At 41.4% G+C, this 22,515-nt stretch carries 15 protein-coding genes, 1 tRNA gene and 1 pseudogene; 12 read left to right on the top strand and 5 right to left on the bottom strand.

The window, feature by feature from the left end:
* Positions 1-22: 22 nt before the first annotated feature.
* Positions 23-3,403 carry a SusC/RagA family TonB-linked outer membrane protein gene (locus FSB76_RS29270; protein ID WP_147059837.1) on the bottom strand — a complete coding sequence of 1,127 codons (3,381 nt, stop codon included), beginning with the start codon at positions 3,401-3,403 and terminating at the stop codon, positions 23-25.
* 303 nt (positions 3,404-3,706) lie between these two features.
* Between FSB76_RS29270 and FSB76_RS33015 the strand changes: the two are divergent.
* The 10 genes and pseudogenes from FSB76_RS33015 to FSB76_RS29220 all read left to right on the top strand — a co-directional run bounded on the left by FSB76_RS33015 (position 3,707) and on the right by FSB76_RS29220 (position 14,259).
* A pseudogene (locus tag FSB76_RS33015) lies at positions 3,707-4,188 on the top strand (VOC family protein).
* 145 nt (positions 4,189-4,333) lie between these two features.
* On the top strand, positions 4,334-6,217 hold the full coding sequence (locus FSB76_RS29260) for a CocE/NonD family hydrolase (protein WP_147059835.1): 1,884 nt from the start codon (positions 4,334-4,336) through the stop codon (positions 6,215-6,217).
* A gap of 268 nt (positions 6,218-6,485) precedes the next feature.
* Positions 6,486-7,319, top strand: a complete 834-nt coding sequence (locus FSB76_RS29255; protein ID WP_147059833.1) for an ABC transporter ATP-binding protein — start codon at positions 6,486-6,488, stop codon at positions 7,317-7,319.
* A 10-nt stretch (positions 7,320-7,329) separates the two neighbouring features.
* Positions 7,330-8,226, top strand: coding sequence for a hypothetical protein (locus FSB76_RS29250; protein ID WP_147059831.1), 897 nt, complete (start codon positions 7,330-7,332; stop codon positions 8,224-8,226).
* Positions 8,227-8,244: 18 nt separating this feature from the next.
* Entirely contained in the window at positions 8,245-8,616 is a 372-nt protein-coding gene (locus tag FSB76_RS29245) for a GntR family transcriptional regulator (protein WP_147059829.1), read from the top strand.
* 16 nt (positions 8,617-8,632) lie between these two features.
* On the top strand, positions 8,633-9,397 hold the full coding sequence (locus FSB76_RS29240; RefSeq protein ID WP_147059827.1) for a GIN domain-containing protein: 765 nt from the start codon (positions 8,633-8,635) through the stop codon (positions 9,395-9,397).
* 27 nt (positions 9,398-9,424) lie between these two features.
* On the top strand, positions 9,425-10,261 hold the full coding sequence (locus FSB76_RS29235) for a TlpA family protein disulfide reductase (RefSeq protein WP_147059825.1): 837 nt from the start codon (positions 9,425-9,427) through the stop codon (positions 10,259-10,261).
* Positions 10,262-11,259: 998 nt separating this feature from the next.
* The gene (locus tag FSB76_RS29230) at positions 11,260-11,763 is read left to right on the top strand and encodes an RICIN domain-containing protein (RefSeq protein WP_147059823.1); all 504 of its coding nucleotides are present in this window, start codon (positions 11,260-11,262) and stop codon (positions 11,761-11,763) included.
* A 23-nt stretch (positions 11,764-11,786) separates the two neighbouring features.
* On the top strand, positions 11,787-13,226 hold the full coding sequence (locus FSB76_RS29225) for a PQQ-dependent sugar dehydrogenase (protein WP_147059821.1): 1,440 nt from the start codon (positions 11,787-11,789) through the stop codon (positions 13,224-13,226).
* A 55-nt stretch (positions 13,227-13,281) separates the two neighbouring features.
* The gene (locus FSB76_RS29220) at positions 13,282-14,259 is read left to right on the top strand and encodes a GlxA family transcriptional regulator (protein ID WP_147059819.1); all 978 of its coding nucleotides are present in this window, start codon (positions 13,282-13,284) and stop codon (positions 14,257-14,259) included.
* A gap of 71 nt (positions 14,260-14,330) precedes the next feature.
* On the opposite strand, the gene FSB76_RS29215 is transcribed toward FSB76_RS29220, so the two are convergent.
* The gene (locus tag FSB76_RS29215) at positions 14,331-14,960 is read right to left on the bottom strand and encodes an HAD family hydrolase (protein ID WP_147059817.1); all 630 of its coding nucleotides are present in this window, start codon (positions 14,958-14,960) and stop codon (positions 14,331-14,333) included.
* Between the two features lie 64 nt (positions 14,961-15,024).
* Between FSB76_RS29215 and FSB76_RS29210 the strand changes: the two genes are divergently transcribed.
* Together FSB76_RS29210 and FSB76_RS29205 are read left to right on the top strand one after the other, a co-directional pair.
* Positions 15,025-15,098, top strand: a tRNA-Ile gene (locus tag FSB76_RS29210).
* Between the two features lie 226 nt (positions 15,099-15,324).
* A complete protein-coding gene (locus tag FSB76_RS29205; RefSeq protein WP_147059815.1) occupies positions 15,325-16,149 on the top strand; it encodes a sugar phosphate isomerase/epimerase family protein in 825 nt (274 codons plus the stop codon).
* 179 nt (positions 16,150-16,328) lie between these two features.
* Here FSB76_RS29205 and FSB76_RS29200 read toward each other — a convergent pair whose 3' ends face one another.
* The 3 genes from FSB76_RS29200 to FSB76_RS29190 all read right to left on the bottom strand — a co-directional run bounded on the left by FSB76_RS29200 (position 16,329) and on the right by FSB76_RS29190 (position 22,443).
* Positions 16,329-17,354: a DUF4097 family beta strand repeat-containing protein gene (locus tag FSB76_RS29200; protein ID WP_147059813.1), complete on the bottom strand. Its 1,026-nt coding sequence runs from the start codon at positions 17,352-17,354 to the stop codon at positions 16,329-16,331.
* Positions 17,355-17,531: 177 nt separating this feature from the next.
* Entirely contained in the window at positions 17,532-19,928 is a 2,397-nt protein-coding gene (locus tag FSB76_RS29195; RefSeq protein ID WP_147059811.1) for an ABC transporter permease, read from the bottom strand.
* A gap of 136 nt (positions 19,929-20,064) precedes the next feature.
* On the bottom strand, positions 20,065-22,443 hold the full coding sequence (locus tag FSB76_RS29190) for an ABC transporter permease (RefSeq protein WP_147059809.1): 2,379 nt from the start codon (positions 22,441-22,443) through the stop codon (positions 20,065-20,067).
* Positions 22,444-22,515: the final 72 nt, after the last annotated feature.

Genomic DNA, 22,515 nt, shown 5'->3' with positions numbered 1-22,515 from the left:
ATATTTAATCAGCTATGTGGTATTAGAATGATAAATTCAGGTTAAAGCCGTATTTGCGGGTGGTTGAACTTTGCAAACCGCTGTTGTTTTGAGTAGTACGGTCGCTTGAGTTGAAACCCGAAGCATATTGGTCGATATCGAAATCTTTACGCGCCGCGAAATACAACAGGTTGCGGCCAACCAATGAAAAAGTGAGGCTTTTGATAAACGTATTTTTCAACGCATTTTGCGGCAAAGTATAGCTTAAAGTAACCTCACGAAGTTTAGCAAAAGAGCGGCTGATCATCCAGGCCTCATCAATGGATTTAATGGTACCGTTAAGGTACGTTTGAACTAATATTGGCTTACTATTTGCACTAAAAGTTAACTGGTCCGGGTTTGAAATAACTCCATTCACAAACACAGGGGTACCTGAAGTGATAACAACGCCATTACCTAACTCGTTACCAACTAAGGCCGGTGTTGGCGCTTGTGTACCGGTTTTGGTCGATTGCCATTCTGCTAAACGGGCAGCACCTACCACACCTGATACAGTTGACAGATCTGTACCGCCCTGGCGTGCGGCATAGTAGTTATAGTCATAAATTTTTCCGCCAATACGGCCGTCAAACTGGAAGCTTAAACCGAAAGATTTATATGAAAATCTGTTAATGATACCGAAAGTATAGTCAGGATTAAGATAACCCAATGAACCGGTAGTTTGGGCGTTTGTACCAGAAGCGGTAAGCAAGGTACCATCAGCTTTGTAAACAACGTTACCACTACCGTCACGTAAATATTTGGTGCCGTAAACTTCATCTAATCTATCGCCGATTTTATAAACGTGATTACCCAACGCAAGTGTGGTAACCGATTTATCGTTATCCAGAACCGATGATAAAGTTTCTTTAAAAGTTGAGTAGTTTACGCCCAGATCCCAGTTAAAACCACCCGGCTTCCTAAAGATACCTAAGTTAGCAGCTATTTCAAAACCGGTACGTTTAGTAGTGATGGCGTTAACATTCACAGCAGAATAACCTGTTGATGGAGCAAGAGTATAAGGATAAATCTGCGGACCATTTTGGGTATCAAAATAAGTCGCATCAAAATTTAAGCGATTTTGGAACAAGCGTAAATCGGCACCATACTCCCACGACAAACGGTTAAAAGGTTTTAAAGCAGCATTAGCCAAAGTATTTGAATAGGCTACAGAAGCCGTGTTGTTATAGTAGCTGGCATAAGCAGCAGTATTTTGATTAGCATAGCTTGGGCCATCATAAGCTGTATACACATCTGTGCTGTAGCCTAAAAATGTGTTTGTAGAATAGCCTGTAACCTGGTTTAAAGCCGAAGTTATTGTAGATTGTGTTAAAGCACCTTTTACATCAGCAACAGAAGCGCGTAGTTTCAGGAACGATATAAAATCAGGCAGTTTAATATAATCTGATACAACGGTTGACAATGAAACCGATGGATAAAAGAATGTGTTTTTTGATTTTGGTAAAGTAGACAGGTTATCTACACGACCTGTTGTGTTAACGTTAAAATATTTATCGTAACCAAAGTCAAGCGAGTAGTAACCGCTATAAACCTGCATTTTTGAATCCCAGGTATACTCTAATGCCGGTAGCGATGAATTAGATAACACATACACGTTAGGCAACGCTAAGCCCCTGGTTGTACCATAAAAAGAGTTGTAAGTGAACGTACGTGAATTGGCACCTAATAAACCACCAACATTCCATTTACCAAACTTATGATTGTAATTTAAAGCAAAGTCGGTATTATTCTCAAATAACTGACGGTTATCTTCACGGTAATCACCATACCAGCCAAAGGCATAATCGGCAATAATACCAGTGTAGCTGTTTAAGTTAGCTGAGGAAGGAACCTGCTCTGTTTTTCTTTGAGTCCAGGTACTGATCTGCGAACGCAAACTTGCGTTAAAATCTTTGCTTATGGCGTAGTTTAATTTCAGGTAAGCATAGATGTCGGTTTTATCATGACCACGCAACCATTTTTTTGCTACAAACCATGGGTTATTCAAACGGCCATATTCCTGGGCATATTGCACAAGGTCGGGTACCCCCGTAGGGCCTTTGTAAATATCCTCTAAATCGCGAACATCGTAATCAGCCGAACCATATACTTTAAACATATAAATATAGCTGTTTGGTCCGTAAGTAACATCCGGCACATTAGGGCTGTATTGTTTGTTAAAGTTAATGTTACCGTCAACGGTCAGCTTAGAGTTGATATTGTAGCTGGCGCTAAGGTTAAAGTTATCTGAATTTAAAGCAGTATTTGGGAAAATACCTTTCTGGTAAAGGTGAGAATAAGAGAAACGGGTTGAATAGTTGGTCCCGCTGGCCGCAAAAGCGATATTGCTGGTGTTTGTATAACCCTGTTGTGCAAAGTTATCGTAGTTATTCTTACCTCTTGCAACCCAGGGTGTTGCTGTTCTTTTACCTGTTGCTGCATCATACGGGCTATCGAACTGGCGTAACAACTGACCTTCAAAACGCGGACCATATTCGCCCAAACGGTTGCCATTGTCATACAAAACATCGGCTTGCGGCGTGTAAAGCGCACTGCCCGAACCATCTTTAGCCTGGTATTCATAATGATAAGCATTACCACGGCCGTACTCTGTTTGTGCCTTTGGTACTGCTATCCATGAGCCATCCAAAACAGTGCTGCTGTTGAAATCAACCTGCCAGCCTTTTTTATCTTTTGAACCTTTTTTGGTGGTGATAATAATAGCACCGTTAATACCACGTGAACCATATAACGCGGCGGCGTTAGGACCCTTTAATACGGTATAAGTTTCAATGTCATCGGCACTGATGTTCCAAGTATCGGAGTTAATTGGCGAACCGTCAACTACGAATAATAAATCTTTACTACCACGTAAAACAATCTCCGGCCTGCCCAGCATCTCGGCATTGGCACCTATTGATAAGCCTGCAACCTTGCCTGCCAATGAGTTTATGGGGTTAGGATCACGGGCTTTAATCAGTTCCGAACCTTTAACTTCCTGAACGGCATAACCCAACCTTTTTACTTCCTTTTTAACACCGTAAGCAGTAACTACTACCTCTGATAAGGCTTTTGAATCGGTTTTTAGTTGTATCGACAAATTTAGGTCAGTACCAATTGTAACTTCCTGGGGAGCATAACCTAAAAATTTGAAGGTTAATACCTGGCCTTTTGCTGCACCAATTGTAAACCGGCCTTCCCCGCTTGTTAATGTACCTACCGCCGTGCCTTTTATCTGCACGCCAACTCCCGGAAAGGGTTGGTTATTTTCATCTAAAACTACGCCCCTAATTGTTACATTCTGAGCATACAAGTTACCGCACATAAATACCGAAGTAATTATAATAAGTAACCATCGAGAAACTTTGAGTAAATTTTTTTCCATTGCAAGATAATTTTTCCTGCAAAACTATTACCGGGCTGTTAAGCGATAATTCTTAGCATAACAATAAAAAATTAAGAAATCATGAAGAAAGTAATTTTTAAACGCCTAACATATCCAAGATGTTAAATTATGTTAAAATCATAACCTTAAGGAAAATTATATCTTATTGATTAACAACACCGACCATTCTGAATAATATAAATATATGCCGCAAATCGCCCATTAAAATGTCTTGATTGCCCCGCATTTACCACGTTGGTTTGCAGTTACATTTGCTTATTCAAATCAATTAAAACATCTATTATGAAAATCAGACAAAAGATCACCCCGTTTTTATGGTTCGACAATAATGCCGAGGAAGCCATCAATTTTTACATCGCAGTGTTCGAAGGATCAGCCGTTGGCGACCTTGCCCGGTACGGCGATGCAGGCCCGGGCAAAACAGGCAGACTAATGACGGGACATTTAGTTTAGCAGGGCAGCAGTTTATGGCACTTAATGGCGGTCCAATGTTTAAATTCAACGAGGCTATATCGTTGTTTGTTGACTGTAAAGACCAGGAAGAAGTAGATTACTTTTGGGAAAAACTTTCGGAAGGTGGCCAAAAATCTCGCTGCGGATGGCTGAAAGATAAATTTGGCCTGTCGTGGCAGATAGTGCCCGACACCCTGAGCAAGGTTTTATATGGAGCCGACCGTGAAGGCTCTGCAAGGGCTATGCAAGCGATGATGAAAATGGATAAGCTTATTGTTAAGGATTTACAGGATGCATACGATGGCAAGTAGCAAGGCCAGATAACCAGCTAATTTGGAAACACCTTGGCAGGTTTTATTATGCATAATTTTCGGGCGCATTGTAACAATTAAGTTGGCAAACCTCTTAAACCTGGCTTTATTTATTAAATTGCAGTTTAAATTAACTGACTGACTTATGAAACAACTGCTACTCTGCTTAGGGCTTGCTTTATGCTGTTCGCTCGCGGGCGCACAAACTGCCCCACCATCTGACGATGCAACCTACATCAAGGACAACTACACCAAGATGGAAAAGTACATTACCATGCGCGACGGTAAAAAACTTTTCACATCCATTTACCTGCCTAAAGATCAATCAAAAAAGTACCCCATCATGATGACGCGTACACCCTATACCGTTGCCCCTTATGGCGAAAACGAATACAGGCGCACGCTTGGTCAAAACATGTTGTTTGCCAGGGCAGGGTATATTTTTGTTTACCAGGATGTGCGTGGCCGGTGGATGAGTGAAGGCGACTATGTAGACGTACGCCCTATATTAGATAAGAAAAAGAGCAAAACCGATATTGACGAAAGCACCGATACTTATGATACCATTGACTGGCTGGTAAAAAACTTACCCAACAACAATGGCCGCGTTGGTATTGAAGGTATCTCCTACCCTGGCTTTTATTCCAGTGCCTCGTTGCCAAATGCACACCCTGCATTAAAGGCGGTATCGCCACAGGCCCCGGTTACCGATTGGTTTATAGGCGACGATTTTCACCACAACGGAGCGTTTATGATGATGGATGCATTTAACTTTTATACTGGCTTTGGCATACCACGCCCCAAGCCAATTACACCAAAAGAATTTAAAAGCAATATTAAACCAGTATTTAAGGATAACTACAAATTTTACCTGGAAATGGGTGCTTTGCCCAATTTCAAAAAGAAATACATGGGCGATTCTATCAAATTCTGGAACGATTTAATGTCGCACCCCAATTATGATGAATTTTGGAAAGCGATGAACATCCGTCCGCATCTTGTTAATATTAAACCGGCCACCCTCACCGTAGGCGGCTTTTTTGATGCCGAAGATTGTTTTGGAGCATTGCATGTATATGATGCGCTGGAAAAACAAAACCCTCAAAGCCATAAAAACATGCTGGTAATGGGCCCATGGTTCCACGGCGGATGGGAGAGCAAAGATGCAACGCTTTTTGCCGATCAGAATTTTGGGTCGAATACAGCCGAATGGTTCCGCGAAAACATCGAACTTCCGTTTTTTAATTACTATTTGAAAGATGAAGGCAAAATGGAATTACCCGAGGCCAGCATATTCGTAACCGGCAGCAACCAGTGGAAAAAATTTGAAACATGGCCCCCAAAAAATACCGCCGAAAAAACACTTTACTTTCAGCCTAATGGCAAACTGTCATTTTCTGCCCCATCGGCAACCGATAGTTTTGACGAATATGTAAGCGATCCGAATGCACCCGTACCTTACCAGGATGGCATTCAAAAAGGCCGTACCCGCGAATATATGTTGGACGACCAACGCTTTGCCGGCCGCAGGCCTGACGTTAAGGTTTACCAAACAGATACCCTTACCGAAGATATGACCCTGACAGGCCCTGTAATAGCCGATTTGTTTGCCTCAACAACCGGCACCGATGCCGACTATGTGGTAAAGCTGATTGATGTTTTCCCTGATGATTACCCCAATGCAAACCCCAATCCTAAAAATGTAACCCTTGCCGGTTACCAAATGCTTATCCGTGGCGAAGTGTTCAGAGGGCGTTTCCGTAATTCATTCGAAAAGCCGGAAGCATTTGTACCTGGTAAAGTTACCGAAGTAAAATATGCCCTGCCCGATGTTGGCCACAGCTTCAGGAGGGGTCACCGCATTATGATCCAGGTACAAAACTCCTGGTTCCCGCTGGTCGACCGCAACCCGCAAAAGTTTGTAGATATTTACCAGGCCGCCGATGCCGATTTCCAGAAAGCAACCCACCGTATTTACCACGACGCACAAAACAAATCGTCGGTAAAGGTTACCGTATTGGAAAATTAACGGTTAAGAAAGATAAAATCCCAAAAAAGGGTTAGCGATTTGTTTCGCTAACCCTTTTTTATTGAGTAAAAGTTTTAACCAATACAGCTTAGCTGTCTTTATCTCACATCCCCCATCTATAGCAATTGCCGTCCTCTTTTTCTTCCTGTCTTGATACTTGATACTAAGTGCTTGATACTAAAATAAATTTCATTTAAAATTTGGAGTTGTAACGAATCTGTATTATTATTGCAGTGTACTAATATAGTAATACACTAAATCAAACTGCATGATTAACATTAACCACCTAAACTTTGGGTACCAAAAAAATCAGTTGGTACTTAACAACCTTAATCTGCGCATAAAGCCAGGACATATTTACGGCTTGCTTGGGCGCAATGGCGCAGGTAAATCCAGCTTGCTGCATAATATTTGCGGGCTTCTGTTTCCCCTAAGTGGCTCCTGCGATGTAGCCGGCCAAAACCCGGCACAACGATCGCCTGAGTTTTTACAGCAGGTTTACCTGCTGCCTGAGGAAATTTACCTGCCCAATGTATCTATCAAAAACTATCTCAGTATTTATGCCCCCTTCTACCCTGCGTTTGACCATGATATGTTTTACCGCTTTTTAACTGAGTTTGAAATTCCGCAGGAAAACAAATTACAGCGCATGAGCTACGGGCAGAAAAAGAAAGTATTAATAAGCTTCGCGCTGGCCACACAGGCGAAAGTATTACTGATGGACGAGCCAACCAATGGGCTGGATATTCCATCTAAAAAGCAATTTCGCAAAATTATTGCCGGCGTAATTAAGGATGATCAGCTCATTATCATCAGTACCCACCAGGTAAAGGATCTGGATAGCCTTATTGATTATGTAATGATACTGGAAGACCAGCAAATTATCCTCAACCAACCGGTAGAAAACATAACCGATAAACTTGCCTTTAAGCAGGTGATGAACCTTGACGACGTTGCCAGCCCCATTTATAGCGAAGGTGCTTTAAAAGGCTACGCCGTGGTAGCCATTAACCACAAAAAGGAAAACTCAAGGCTGGATATGGAGATGTTCTTTAACGCCGTACTTACCGAAAAACAACAGGTGCTTTCACAATTTAACTAACAAAAAAGACATGCAAATTTCAATACACAGAATTTGGTTGCTGGTACGCAAGCAATGGGCCGAAAATCAGCAGCTATATATATTGGGTATGCTGGCTATGGCAGGGATCATCGCCGGCCTCATCATATACAATATATCATCGTTTGAGGGGTTTGACAAGCGCTCCCAGAAAAACCTGTTTTTTTTAAGTATGGTAGTAGTCGGAAGCATTTTTGCTACCACCATTTTAAGCCAGTTTAATACTAAACATGCCGGCATCCAGGCTTTAATGCTTCCGGCATCGGCGCTTGAAAAATTTGTGGTGGCCGCAATATATAGCATTATTGTTTTCCCGGTTTGCTTTGTTGTTATTGTATACCCTTTAATAATCATTGGCCATTATGTAGACCGGGAGCTGATTGGCAGCAACAACTTGCTGTACGTTGCGAACGGCGACCTGGAAGAATTTATATTTATTTTCATATTCCTGATACTTCAAAGTGTAGCACTATTTTGCTCGGTGCTGTTTAAACGCTATGTATTTATAAAATCGGCGATATTGGTAATTATTGTGTTTTTCGGCGTAATAATTTCAAATCCTTTGATTGCCAGGCGAATAGTAACTATAAACACCGAAAAACCTGTTATTGCCAACATCAGCGAAACCTATTACGATGTAAACCACAATATTGTAGCCCATAAAGAAGTGAAAGAATCCACCTGGACACGAATTCGCTCTGCAATGCCTTATTCAGAAATGGAGATTAACAATTGGTTTGTGAAGAAAAAGCACAACGGTGTTAATTATATATCATACAACACGGAAGTACGCAATAAATACCACGCGTTTTTTTACGCCCTGCTGGTGATAAGCATACCTTTTTTATGGTTAATTACCTGGTTCAGGCTTAAAGAAAAAGAATTGTAACCCTCAAAGGTAAAAACCATGGATTTTAACAATACACAAGCCATATACCTGCAGATAGCAGATTATGTGTGCGACAAAATACAACTAAAGATATGGCAGGAGGATGAAAAAATACCTTCGGTACGTGAGCTTGCTGTTATGTTGGAGGTAAACCCCAACACAGTAATGCGATCATATGAGCACCTGCAAACACAGGAAATAATTTACACAAAACGCGGCATGGGTTATTTTGTACAGGCAAACGCCGCAAAAAACATCCTGAAAACAAGGCGAGACCAGTTTATAGACGAAGAATTGCCCCTCCTATTTAAAAAAATGCAGATGCTTGGCATCCCCGGAAACGATTTGCAAAGCAGGTACCAGGAATTTATAAATAAACCTAACAACTAAACCTTAATATCAATATATGAAAACCAGCACCAAATTAATCATCATACTTTTTACCTGTATTCCGGTATCATTACTGGCATACAATCTGCTCCTTAAAGCCCAGTATAACAAGGGTAACTTTAACCGCGACCTGTACCCGCAAGATAACAGCGTATTTGTTACCAAGCCCGTTTCGCCGGCGTTTAAACATATAGTGATAGATGGATCGCTTAAGATGAAAGAAACCGGCAGCTTTGAACAGTGGATGGCCCGCATCTGGATAGGCAAAAACATCCAAACAACACAGCCCGGCGGCAACACGGTAACGGTGAACAGCGAATTAAAGGAAAACCTTGAAACATTAGTAAAAAACGACACACTGTTTATTGCCTTCAGGGTGAGAGACAAATTTGATAACAACGCCAGGAACTGGAATGATGAGGGTGATATCGTAAAGATTTTTACAGACGATGTTCAATCTGTCGACATTAAATTCGCTTTTGTAACTATTGCCGGCGACCTAAACAATGCCGATTCTTTAAAACTGCATGTTGCTGATGGCAGTCATTACGATGTAAACAACCTGTCGGTTAAAAAACTGGATGTGGTAGCGGCCGACAGCTCATATGTAAGCATTACAAAAAGCAATCGTATTAACATGCTTAGCTATTCGCTACTGGGCAAAAGCAGCCTCAAAATTGATGAAAAACCCGCCGGACAGTTCGTTTCGGGTCGGCTTGATAGTACTGCTAAAATTCAACTTACCGGCAGGGCAACTTATATGCAAAGTCAGCTGCATTGAATTTTGAACGTTATAATCGCCTAAGTCATGATCAGATCATCAAACTTTTGGATTGGGGCTATCTTACTGGCATGCGTGCCGCTTTTAATAGTCGATATCGGAACGCATTACCTTGCCTGGCAAACAGAAGTGAGAGAACAGGTTATTTACGCAGTGCAGGACGTTTACAATTTTAGCAAGCAGGATAAAGCCGCAATTTTAGATAAAGCATTTGACCGCAACCAGACTTTAACATTACTTATTGCATTTAAAGCTTTTTTTAGCCTGCTATTGCTAATCGCTGGTATTTATATGCTCAGCAAGTTCGTAAAGACCAATAAAACTGACTTTTTTAAATCATTAGTGCACATAGTTAGCATGGCAATTGTGTTTTTGGGTTTAAAGCTTCTTGGAGTGACGGTATTTAATACACCACAGGGTGTCAAATTTATTGATATTAACTACGGCAACGCCTCGTTTAAAAAATTGATTGCCGACAATTTTAAAGGCAAAGTAGTATATGTTGATTTTTGGGGCACAACCTGTGGCCCCTGCCTGGCCGAGTTTGAAAACTTTACCCAACCCTTAAAATCGCGATACAAAACAAACGCCAACATAGCTTACCTGTATTTATCCCGGGGTAACCGGTATTTGTGGAAACAACAGATAGAAAAATATAAATTGGACGGCAGCCATATTTTCCTGGATGATAAAACGTATGACAACTTATATCACAACGCGCTTGGCAACGATACAGCGATGGTTTATATGCCCCGTTACCTTATTACCAGTAAAGCGGGCAGCGTAGTTATCAGCGCTGCCAAAAGCCCGGGTGATAAACAACAGTTATATGAGCAATTGGATATGTATTTAAATCAGCAATAACAACCTACCCTTATAAAACAAAAAAGATGGGTAGCCTAAACGCTATCCATCTTTTGTTTACAACTAAATGTAATACCTTAATTATTTCGCAACTTTTTTAGCTGGGATCAAAGGAACAATGATTACTGCTAAAAACAGGGCAACTTCTAATACGATTAACATGATTTTAATTTTTAATGATTATTAAATTATTGATGGGGTTTGATACCTAATTATTTCGCAACTTTTTTAGCTGGAATTAACGGTAATACAATAACTGCTAAAAATGCGGCAACTTCTAATACGATTAACATAGTTTTAATTTTTTAAGTGATTTATATATTATTAATAGCTCCAGGAAGCATATTGTTAATCGCATAAATCCCTAATTTATATGGGCTTAAGTGATAAACATTTTCGGTTTCCTGAACAGTCATCGACTAAAAACGTGCCATAAAAATACCCGGGATTTTGAAGGCTAAAAAGCAAAAAAATAAAATTGCCGTATTTTAAAATTCATAAAACTTGAAAGGCTATTTCGAAAAATAAAAAGATGGTTTAAGGAGCAATAAAAAAATAAACTCTTTTTTTCAGAAGTAAAATTTCCGAACACCAGAAATCGATAAAATTGTGTCATAAAAACCTGACATAACTAAAAATCGATGTGTTTTACCTTAAAAAAAGAAAAATATGTTCCAAAAAAGCCTTTTCCCTGAAAAAATATTGGCCCATTTGTCGTTTCAACAAAAAAACAGCACTATTAATCGCATCTTTTTATCTCCTTAGCTTTTTGATATTTTTTTTGCCAATTTGTCATAGAGCATGACACCACCCAGTGTCACTGACAAAAAATCCTGAAAAATTAGCCAAAAACCTGCCAAATAAAGCAGCAGGATTCTAAATTGAGGCCAAATTTGTTAATTACAGGTATGCCAAACTGTTTTTAGCCAGGTGTGCCAATAATCAAACAATTTGGTTAAATTGAGGGTTGATTTAATAGTTTAACCATTTACCTAGCCATGAAAAAAACATTACTTATCCTGAGTCTTCAGCTTTCGCTCTCATTTTTTGCTTCGGCCCAGGATATTAAAGGCAACTATGCCATCAAAAATGTGCAAACCGGTATGCTGTTAAGAGTAAAGGATGCCGGATCAAAAAATGGCACACCCTTGGTTGCCTACTATCCCGAAAATTGGAAATGTATGACCTGGAATTTTAAAAATACCAGTGGAAATAGCTATCAGCTACAAAACTTACTCACCAACAAAACTTTTCAACCGGTTACAAAGGCCGATATCAATGTAGCATTTGAAGAGCAACCATTGGTTGATGCTTCGCCTAACCAGGAATATGAATTTATCGGCGTAAAAAAGGATACTTATCTTATTAAATTGAAAGGCACCGACTTATACCTCACGCCGGCCGACATTAAGGGTAAAGTAAACTCGGCCATTATCCTGGCAGCAAAAAGGACCACACCCGAACAGTTATGGACTATTTATGAACAATCTCCAACGATGTAGTCAACTTTACTAACCTTGATAAAATGAAAAAAGGACTGCTGATTATTTGTATTGCTTGCTTTACATTAAGCGCGTTTATATATAATGAAGGACAATTACCCCACGCAAGCCCTCCTGCAGGTTATAAAGTAGATACCCTGGCAACAAACCTGGTAGTACCCTGGCAAATTGTTTTTTTGCCGGATAAAAGCATGCTGTTTACCGAGCGCCCCGGACGTGTGCGCATTTATCGCGATGGTAAGTTATTAGCAAAACCTGCTTTTATTATCCCCGGTATACCCTTACGAAATAAATCCGGGTTATTAGGTATGTGCATCCATCCCGATTTTACCAACAACCGTTATATTTATATAGCTAACGATTATCTTGAGGATAATAGGATGCATTTAGCCATCACTCGTTATATTTTCAAAAACGATACCCTTACTAACCCTTTTAACATATTAAAAGGAATCCCGGCTAATCAAAATCATACCGGGTGTCGCCTTGTATTCGGACCCGATAAAAAACTATGGATAACTACCGGAGACGCCGACCAACCAGCCTTAGCACAGGATTTAAAGGCCTACAACGGCAAAATTTTGCGGGTTAACGATGATGGCAGCATCCCATCCGACAATCCTTTTTATAACAACGATACTGCCCGTAAAGAAATTTGGAGCTACGGGCATCGCAATACCCAGGGCCTTGCCTTTGAACCAGGAACCGGCACACTTTTCAACTCAGAACACGGGCCTACCGGAGGGGATGAAATTAACATCATAAAAAAGGGCGAAAATTACGGATGGCCGGTAATACACCACCGCGATACCAAAATTGGCATGAACACCCCGTTGGCCGAGTACACACCATCCATCGGCCCCGGCGAGGCTATGTTTTATTCGGGCAAAGCATTTCCACAATTACAAGGTTACCTGCTGGTTGCTAGTTTAAGGGGCGAGCAAATTTTAAAAATACAACTTGACCATGATAAAATTACCGGGCAGGAAATACTCCTAAAGCAACAGTATGGACGTATCCGGTCGTTAGTGACAGGGCCCGATGGTTACATCTACTTTTCCACTTCCCAAATCGACCCGGCAGAAGGTAGCCCGCGCCCCAATTACGATATGATATTGCGGCTGAGGCCATCGGGCAGTAGCGATAAGTCTTTGCTATCCCAAAAACTTATTGAAAATAAGCCAATTCCAAAACCAACACAAAAACATACCGCGGGCATGATGTTTCAACAACTATGTGCCAGTTGCCATGGCGATAATTTACAGGGAACTGATAAAACACAAAATCTGCTTGCCGGCAAATTTAAATATGGCTCAACTAAAGCATCCATTATCAAAAACATAACAAATGGCATTACAGACCAGGGCATGCCCGCATGGAACGGCGCTATTAGTAAGTATGATATCGACCAGATAGCAACTTACATATACAAAAAAACCAGAAAGAATATAAGACACAAATAATATGAGTTTTAAACAAAGTATTGTTTGCATTAACGCTTTATTATATTTTTGAGATATGAAGCATATATCTATCCTGATACCCAAAGGCGCAATATTAGGCAGCCTTGAAGGTTCGCGCCAGTTATTTACCCAGGTGAACCAGTTTTTTTTATCAATGGGAAAAGAACCTGTTTTTAAAGTTGAGCTTGTTGGGCTGCAAAAAGAAACGCCAATCAGTGGTGGTTGCTTTACCGTAAATTCGCATCTTTTAATTTCGGATGTAAAAAAAACAGATCTGATTATTATTCCTGCACTTGACGGCGAAATAACGAGCGCTATTGAAAACAATAAAGAATTTATACCGTGGATAACTGATCAATATAAAAACGGCGCCGAAATAGCCAGTTTATGTATGGGAGCGTTCCTGCTGGCATCAACCGGCTTGCTGAAAGGTAAAAGCTGTGCTACCCATTGGATGGCCGCCAACCAGTTCCGTACCATGTTCCCGGATGTAAACCTGGTAACTGAGAAAATTATTACCGACGAACAGGGGATTTACTCAAGCGGCGGCGCATTCTCATATCTTAACCTGATCTTATACCTGATTGAAAAGTTTGCCGGCCGGGATATGGCCATTTTAAGTTCAAAGGTATTTGCTATAGAAATGGAGCGTACTAACCAGTCCTCGTTTATTATTTTCCAGGGACAAAAAGACCATTCGGATGACCCTATAAAAAAAGCACAGGAATTTATCGAGAAAAACTATTCAGAGAAAATAAGTGTCGAACAACTGGCATCCATGTTTGCCTTAGGCAGGCGCAATCTGGAACGCCGGTTTAAAAAAGCCACATCCAACACTGTGGCCGAATATATTCAACGGGTAAAAATAGAAGCAGCCAAAGTAAGTCTTGAAACATCCCGCGATAATGTGAACGAGGTAATGTATAATGTTGGCTACACCGATAATAAAGCCTTCCGTAACACATTTAAGCGTATTACCGGTTTGTCTCCTATGGATTACAGGAATAAATATCAACGCGAGTATTTGAACTAACTAATTGGCACTCATAAAAGTTGTATTAAATTATTCGCGCCATAAAAGTTGCCGGCTCATTTAAATTCCCATTATAAGCCCGATCTTTTAAAAAACTGCTGAATAGTATCTGGCTTAGTCATTAAAAGTGTCTGGATTCCTAACTTTTGGGCACCCTCCAAATGTTGCGGGCTGTCGTCTATAAAAAGCGTCTCGGCTGGGTTAAGGTTATTTTCATCCAATACCATTTGGAATATCCTGGCTTCGGGCTTGCGTTTGCCGGTGAGATGCGAGTAATACGCTTTTTCGAAAAGATGATCGTTGCCATCAAATCCAAAATCATTTTTCAGGTATTCCATAATGTGATCATAATGGATGGCGTTGATGTTACTCAATAAAAATGTGCGATATTTTGCTTTCAAGTCCAGCAGTAATTCGTGGTTCCCTGGTTCAATTCCAAGCAACATACTGTTCCACGCGCCGTTTATTTGGCTATCTGTAAGGTCATGGTTGCCCGATTTTTGCCTGATATAGTCCCTAAACTCCCCTGCAGACACCTCCCCCCTGTCAAATTTATCAAAAATTTCGTCCTGCTGTTTATGGCCAAAAAACTCAGCAGCATTACTGATACCCAAGTGGTTCCAACCCTGCTGAACCAGTCTGAAATCGATATTAAAGATAACGTTACCGTAGTCGAAGATGATATTTTTGATATTTTGCATAAAGCGCTTTGTAAATTGACTGCAAATATGTAAAATTGCACCCGTTAAATAAACACAAATAACCGCGCCTATAGCTCAGTCGGTTAGAGTAGAAGACTCATAATCTTTTGGTCCCTGGTTCGAGCCCAGGTGGGCGCACTGAATGGCTTCTTTGCCAGTGTAAAAACCCTATAAATCGCTGATTTAGAGGGTTTTTTATTTTTTAGCAATCCTTTTCAATCCTTACAAATACAGGATCAAGCAGAATAGTTGAGGGGACGATCTGGCGTTACAATGTGACTGGCGGGGCAAATAATCATATATTTATCGCCTGATAACTAATTAACCATACAATCCATCTTTTACCATTCTTATAAGTTTTTCAATGAAAATAAAGTTTTTTTGCCCGCGCTGGGGCTCTGAACAATTGTCGTGGGATAATTTTTGTTTAAAAGTAAAAGAGGCCGGCTACCATGGCATTGAATCACCATTGCCTTTTAATGGACCAGAAAAGAGCATCATTTTAAATGCTATAAAAAAGCATGACCTGCTTTTTATTGGCCAATATTATCAATCATTTGAAGAGGATTTTGAGTTGCACAAAATCAACTTCCGCAGGCACCTTGAAAACGTGGCGGAAGCGGGCCCGTTGCTAATCGATTCGCAAACAGGAAAAGATTATTTTACAAGCGAACAAAACCGCGAGCTTTTCATAATTGCCGACGAGATTGCGGTTAGCAGCGGTGTTACTATAGCCCATGAAACACATCGAAATAAAGCTTTGTTTGCTGCTCATGTAGCTAAGCAATTGCTTACAAACAACCCCGATGTTTTGATAACAGCTGATTTTTCGCACTGGTGCAACGTATCTGAAAGCCTGCTGGAACAACAAGCAGGGGCGGTTAACGTAGCCATTAGCCGCACCATTCATATTCACGCCCGTGTGGGCCACGCCGAGTCGGCCCAAGTTTCGGACCCAGCCGCTCCGGAATGGCATGCAGAACTCGAAGCGCATTTGCAATGGTGGGATGCAATAGTAAATTCGCGTTTGCAAAACGGTGCGGAGTTACTAACCATAACACCAGAATTCGGGCCCCACCCATATATGCCAGCCCTACCGTATACCAAAATGCCTGTTGCTAACCAATGGAACATCAATGTGTGGATGATGGATTTACTAAAGAAGCGTTACCGGGAGTATTTAGCCTGAAGTTCGAAGTATTAAGTCCAAAGTATTAAGTCCAAAGTCTTAAGTCCAAAGTTTGAAGACTGAAGTCATTCCAGACTTAGAAACTTAAGGCTTATGGCTCGGGACTTATGACTTAACACAAAGGGCCTGTCGTGTTAAACAACAGGCCCTTGTACGTACTTGGTTACTTTATACAGATCTTAGTTAAGATTAAGATTGATACGGCTGTTGCCTCTTACCTCGAAGGATGAACCGCCACCGTTCAATTTGCCTTCTATCCTCTCCTTCTCTTTAGTTCCGCTAAAGTTTGAAGTAAAGTTGGCTTCTACCTTATCGGCACGCAAATCAAGGTCAAGGGCCGATTTTGATGGTACTGAAATATCAATGTGGCCCGAGCTTACATCGATTTTAACGTATTTGCCCACACTGGCAAATTGCGCATGAAAGCTGCCGCCGCTGGTTGAAGCATCTAACGCGCAAGCCAGGCCGTTAAGGTTGATGCTGCCACCTGATGTACCTGTTTTTAACTCGCCTGCAATATTGTTGGCGCTGATGCTGCCACCGCTGGTGTTGGCATCAATAGTTCCTTTTAAATCGGTAAGATGTAATGAACCGCCCGAAGTTTCCAGGTGAATTTTACCATTACAGTTGCTTGCCTCGATACTACCGCCGCTTGTTTCCAAATCAATGCTCGAGCCCGAATTGCTTACGTGAATGCTGCCGCCTGATGTTTGGCCTTTAATCATCCCCGTTAATTTATCAACATGCAAACTGCCGCCGCTTGTTTCAAATTTTTCGGTACCATCCAAATTATCCAGGTGTATACTGCCACCGCTGGTATTCAGGCTGGTGTTAACATTTTTTGGTACAAATACTTTGAAGCCGATACTTAACGAATTGCGCCAGTTAGCAAAATTGTGCTTGTTTTTGGCCGTCGCGTGAACTTCGCCGCCACTAACAGTAACACTTAGTTCGTAGTTTTCAAGACGCTTTTGAATTTCTTCTTTTGATATATTGCCGATGCCATTATTCCCCTGGATGTAAACCTCAACGCGCGGCGACTCGCCCGGTGCGCCGCTTACGGTAATACTTCCACCCGACGTATTTACAAATACATCTTTAACAGCTCCCGAAATGGGTTTGGTCATGTATGGGGTTTTGGAGTCTTGCGCAAAAACAGCACAGCTTTGGCAGGCAACAAAAAATAGCAGTAAGTGCTTTTTCATAATGTTTTAGTTTGGTTTATTGATAAGACAACGGCTGGAAGAAATAAGTTGCATCAAAAAGAAAATAAAAAGCCTCACCTAAATCCTCTCCTTTGGAGAGGACTTGAAAAGAAAAGTTTATAATTTTCTTTGTGCAGCTCAAGAACCCTCTCCTTTGGAGAGGGCAGGGTGAGGCTCCTATTCACTTCTCAAACTATCCACAGGATTGGCTAATCCAGCTTTTATTGCGTGATAACTTACAGTTATAACGGCAGTTAGCATAGCAATTATCCCGGCTGCCGTGAATACCCACCAGGGGATAGCAATGCGATAGGCAAAATTTTGCAGCCAATTATGCATAGCCCACCAGGCTATCGGCGACGCTATGATGATAGATAACAATACGAGTTTCAGAAAATCGACAGATAACAGGGTGCCAATACTTGACAGGCTTGCACCTAATATTTTACGGATACCTATCTCTTTGGTACGCTGTTCAATAGTGAAAGCCGCCAACCCAAACAAACCCATAGTAGCCAGGATAACTGTAATGTAAGTAAACAGGCTAAAAATCGCCGCCAATCTATCTTCGGCTTTGTATTGCAGGTTAAAGGCATCGTCCATAAAAGTGTATTCAAACGGGGTATCCTGGTCATACTTTTTATAGATGCCCTGCATTTTGGCCAGCAAAGATGGCAAATTGGTATGCGGTTTTATTTTGGCCAAAAGAGTGCAGCCCTGCCTGGCCCAAAAGTTGGTGGTATCGGCCATGGTAAATAATGCCAAAGGCTTCAACTCATCAGACATAGATGTAAAGTTGAAATTTTTTAGTACCCCCATAATCTCGTACTTCTTATTCCCGTCGTCCAGGTAATTACCAACCGGGTTAGCAGGCAAGTGCAATTTTGATACAGCCAGCTCATTAATAACCACTTTTTGCCTGCCAATGATGCTGGTATTTGGCGCAGGTGGATATTTCCACTTTAAGCCCAGCACCGGGATATAATTATTATCGCCTATTACATTAATAATACCTACGCTTTGCTCCTGTTTGGTTTTGCCGGCAACCCAAAACATATCATATCCCTTAAACATGGTGTGGTGGGATGTAACTACATTCGCTATACCGGCAAGGTCGCTAATATCTTTTTTAAAAGCCTGGTAGTTCTTAGCAAGGTTTGCGCCCGCAGGCAACATTACAATATTATCGCGATTAAGCCCGGTATCGGCATGCCTGAAGTAGTAGAGTTGCCTGTCTATAATAATGCCACAGATGATGAGCCCAACCGAGATGGCAAATTGCAGCGTAGTAAATACCTTGCGTACCGTTGCACCGCCTGCCTGTGTACTCATTTTATCTTTTAAGGTAATTACCGGTTTAAAGGCTGATAACACCAGCGAGGGATAGCTGCCGGCTATAAGTACAGTTATTACCAGCAAAGCAAACATCAGCCCCAATACCATTGGGCTGTATAAGAACGAATTGTCGATTTTTAATTGCAGTACATTTAAAAACCAGGGCTTGCACAGGTAACACAGGCAATACCCTAACACAAACGAGATACCTGTGAACAAAGCCGACTCTACATAAAACTGCATGGCAATGCTTTTACGGCTTGCACCAGATACCTTGCGCACACCAACTTCTTTGGCCCTTAATGTTGCCCTTGCTGTTGAAAGGCTCATATAATTTACCAGGGCCAACAACAAGATCAATACAGCCACGAGCGGGAATATCCTGAGGTATTTGATATTTGATGAATCGCCAAAGTTACTTTTCAAATGATTATCTGCAATTGGCGATAAAGAATAACTTATCTCATCAAAACTTTTATCCTTTTTAGCCATCGCCTGTAGGTTACGCTTTAGCTGACCAGTATCGGATACGTTTTTTAGTAATAAGTTTACCGCGAATGATCCAAAACTTATTCCCTGGGCGCCGGTATACATGGTAGCTTCTTTCATGGTAAGCAAACTGCTTGTGGATGCCACGAAATTAAAATCGATAGACGAGTTTGAAGGTGCATTTTCGGCAACGCCGGTAATATGATATGTATAAGCACTGTCGGTTTTTATGGTTAGCAATTGCCCAACCGGATTAGCATTTCCGAAATACTTTTTTGCCATATCCCTGGAGATGACTACCGAAAAAGGTGCTTTAAGTACATCAGATGCATCGCCGGAAAGTAATTTAAACGAGTAAAAGTTAAAGAAACCAACATCGGCGAAAAGCAGTTTATCTGCAGCAAATTTATTTTCGGGTGATGTGGGATTACTAACAACCGTTGGCCTGAAATAAGCCAACGTCCGCATATAGTCCTCAACCATTGGGTTGTTTTGCTTAATCATAGAACCGGCGGCATAACTCATGTATGCCATGTTTAGCGTGTTGCCGCCCAACTTTACCGAGGCATGAATATTAAAAATCCGCGCGCCGTTTTTATGAAAACGATCATAACTCATTTCATGGGTTACGTAAAGCATAATCATAATACAAACGGCCAGCCCAACAGCCAAGCCTGTTATATTGATAAAGGTAAATCCCTTATTCCTGCTTAAAGTTCTAAATGCAATCTTAATGTGGTTACGCAACATAAATCCTAAAAGTTAAACCCCAAATCCTAAACTCTAAATCCTAAATTTCAAACGCTAAATAGAAAAACGAGCCTCAAATTTCAAGATTTCGAACATTTCACCAATGAACTAATGAACCAGTGAGCCAATGAACTAATTACTCCGATTTCAGGCTTTTCACAGGGTTGGCCAGGGCTGCTTTGGTTGATTGGATACTTACTGTAACGGCCGCTACCAATAAGGCTGCTATCCCTGTTATTACAAACACCCACCATTGGATATCAATACGATAGGCAAAATCCTGCAGCCATTTACTGGATATGTACCAGGCTATCGGTGATGCGATTATTGTTGCTACAACTACCAGCGCTAAAAAGTCTTTTGCTATCAGCATGATGATATTGGCAATACTTGCACCCAACACTTTGCGGATGCCTATTTCTTTGGTGCGTTGCACTACCGCGAAGGCTGTGATAGCAAATAAACCAAGGCACGCCAGTAAAATGGCCAGTACAGAGAATGTAGTGAATACCCCGGCAGTACGTTGCTCGGTACGGTAAAGCGCGTCGTAATCATCATCTAAAAAGCGGTAATCAAACGGGCGGTGGCTGATGCGGCTTTTCCAAACCTTGCCCAGTTCGGCAATGGTTTGGGATGTATTATTACCATCTATGCGCACAAAAACGTTGTACAACTGATCGTCATTCAGGAATAATACCAGCGGGGTGATCGGATCATGGAAAGTTTTAAAGTTGAAATCCTTTACCACGCCTTTAATTACACCGGGGGTATTTTTGTCGATGGTTTTACCTATAGCCTGCTCAGGTGTCCAGCCAAGCGCTTTTACGGCCGATTCATTCAGGATGAAGGAGTAGCGGTAGTTTTTGTAATTATTAGATGTATCCAGCGTCATCAAATCGGCATGGGTGTAATCGCTGCCGGCTATCATTTTCAACTGGATGGTTTTTACAAAGTTTTCGTCAACAGGAATGGCATTTACCGAGATCTTTTTACCATCGTTAGTTTTAATAACATCGCCCCAGCCTACGTTAATGGGTTCGTTATTGGCTGCAGCTACCTGCCGAACGCCAGGCACCAGGCTCAGCCCCTTTTCAAGGGCGTCCAGTTGTGGAAGGATTTTGGAATCGATGGGCAATACCACTACGTTGCTTTTGTTGTAGCCTACATCCTTGTTGCGGATGTACGACAATTGCTGCAAGATGATAACCGTAGATATGATCAGGAAAATAGAGATCACAAACTGGAACACGATTAACGATTTACGCACATTTTGCCCGGAGGTAAAAGAAAAACCCGATTTCAGGATTTTCGCCAGGTTTGCGCCAGATAATAATATAGCCGGATATGCACCAGCTGCAAAGCCGATAAACAAGCTTAAAACAGCCAGGCCAACCAATATTACCGGGTTACCGAATGCCGATAGCTGCAACTGTTTGCCCGAAATGTTATTAAATAAAGGCAATACAAAAGCAGCCAATGCCACTGCTAACACGGCGGCAATAACAGCCGTGAATATAGATTCGGTAATAAATTGCCAAAATAGTTCGCCCTTGCCGGCTCCCATTACTTTACGCACCCCTATTTCGCCACCCCTGCCTGCCGATTGGGCAATAGCCAAGTTTACATAATTGACGCAAGCTATCAGCAATATCAGCACCGCCACAGCCAGCATAATGTATATATAGGTAATGCTGCCACCCGGTTCAAATTCATCGGGCATATTACCATGCAAATGAACATCTTTTAGCGGTTGGATATTGAAAGTGAGGTACTCATGGCCTGTCATCTTTAACTCGTTTTTGCTCACATCGGCCATGTAGTTTTTTATCTCCTTCTGCAGCGGTATAACATCATCTTTGCTGTTCAGCAACAGGTAGGTCATGTTATTAGCCGACCACCATTGCTCGGGCCCGTTCCGGTCCAGATACAAGCTAAAGGGCAGCACAAAATCGTACTGGATCTGCGAGTTAGAGGGTACATCCTGGGCAACAGCCGAAACGGTGAATGTTTTTGATCCAACCTTTAACACCTTGCCTATGGCCTGTTGCCCGCCAAAATACTTTTGGGCAGCTTTTTGGGTGATAACAATTTTATCCGGTGCATTTAAAACTGAAGTGATATCGCCATCTGTCAGCTTAAACGAAAACACTTTAAAAAAATTAGCATCGGCGTATAAAAGGCTTTTCTCTTCAAAAACCTTATCTGCATAACTTACTATAGCCGAACTTTTGAGGGTGCGCACATACGCTTCAACCCTTGGCATCATCCGCTTAAATTGCGGCCCGGCTTTGGTTCCGGTAACAGCAATCTGCTGGGCTCCGCCAGAGTGTTCATACTCCATAGTAGCCCGCACTATTCTATCGCCGTTGGCCTGAAAGTTATCGTAACTGAGTTCGTGCTTAATATAGATGCCAATAAGCAGACAACTGGCAATACCTATAGTTAAACCCAGAATGTTAATGAACGCATACAGCTTGTTCTTTTTTAAATTACGCCACGCTAATTTGGTATTCATATTTTTCTTAAATTCTAATTTCTAAACCCTAACTCTAATTGTAAAACCCTAAACTTTAAAGCAGAAAAACTC

Origin of the sequence: Mucilaginibacter ginsenosidivorax, from assembly GCF_007971525.1 — a bacterium.
GTDB classification, from domain to species: domain Bacteria; phylum Bacteroidota; class Bacteroidia; order Sphingobacteriales; family Sphingobacteriaceae; genus Mucilaginibacter; species Mucilaginibacter ginsenosidivorax.
Note: the sequence above shows the minus strand (reverse complement) of the source record. Positions and strands in the feature narration are given on the sequence as shown.

What these genes read in the sequence shown, in the direction of transcription:
- FSB76_RS29190 (WP_147059809.1), bottom strand. Translation starts at nt 22,443, where the DNA reads ATGAATACCAAATTAGCGTGGCGTAATTTAAAAAAGAACAAGCTGTAT.
- FSB76_RS29200 (WP_147059813.1), bottom strand. Translation starts at nt 17,354, where the DNA reads ATGAAAAAGCACTTACTGCTATTTTTTGTTGCCTGCCAAAGCTGTGCT.
- FSB76_RS29270 (WP_147059837.1), bottom strand. Translation starts at nt 3,403, where the DNA reads ATGGAAAAAAATTTACTCAAAGTTTCTCGATGGTTACTTATTATAATT.
- FSB76_RS29250 (WP_147059831.1), top strand. Translation starts at nt 7,330, where the DNA reads ATGCAAATTTCAATACACAGAATTTGGTTGCTGGTACGCAAGCAATGG.
- FSB76_RS29215 (WP_147059817.1), bottom strand. Translation starts at nt 14,960, where the DNA reads ATGCAAAATATCAAAAATATCATCTTCGACTACGGTAACGTTATCTTT.
- FSB76_RS29255 (WP_147059833.1), top strand. Translation starts at nt 6,486, where the DNA reads ATGATTAACATTAACCACCTAAACTTTGGGTACCAAAAAAATCAGTTG.
- FSB76_RS29195 (WP_147059811.1), bottom strand. Translation starts at nt 19,928, where the DNA reads ATGTTGCGTAACCACATTAAGATTGCATTTAGAACTTTAAGCAGGAAT.
- FSB76_RS29260 (WP_147059835.1), top strand. Translation starts at nt 4,334, where the DNA reads ATGAAACAACTGCTACTCTGCTTAGGGCTTGCTTTATGCTGTTCGCTC.
- FSB76_RS29220 (WP_147059819.1), top strand. Translation starts at nt 13,282, where the DNA reads ATGAAGCATATATCTATCCTGATACCCAAAGGCGCAATATTAGGCAGC.
- FSB76_RS29225 (WP_147059821.1), top strand. Translation starts at nt 11,787, where the DNA reads ATGAAAAAAGGACTGCTGATTATTTGTATTGCTTGCTTTACATTAAGC.
- FSB76_RS29240 (WP_147059827.1), top strand. Translation starts at nt 8,633, where the DNA reads ATGAAAACCAGCACCAAATTAATCATCATACTTTTTACCTGTATTCCG.
- FSB76_RS29245 (WP_147059829.1), top strand. Translation starts at nt 8,245, where the DNA reads ATGGATTTTAACAATACACAAGCCATATACCTGCAGATAGCAGATTAT.
- FSB76_RS29230 (WP_147059823.1), top strand. Translation starts at nt 11,260, where the DNA reads ATGAAAAAAACATTACTTATCCTGAGTCTTCAGCTTTCGCTCTCATTT.
- FSB76_RS29205 (WP_147059815.1), top strand. Translation starts at nt 15,325, where the DNA reads ATGAAAATAAAGTTTTTTTGCCCGCGCTGGGGCTCTGAACAATTGTCG.
- FSB76_RS29235 (WP_147059825.1), top strand. Translation starts at nt 9,425, where the DNA reads ATGATCAGATCATCAAACTTTTGGATTGGGGCTATCTTACTGGCATGC.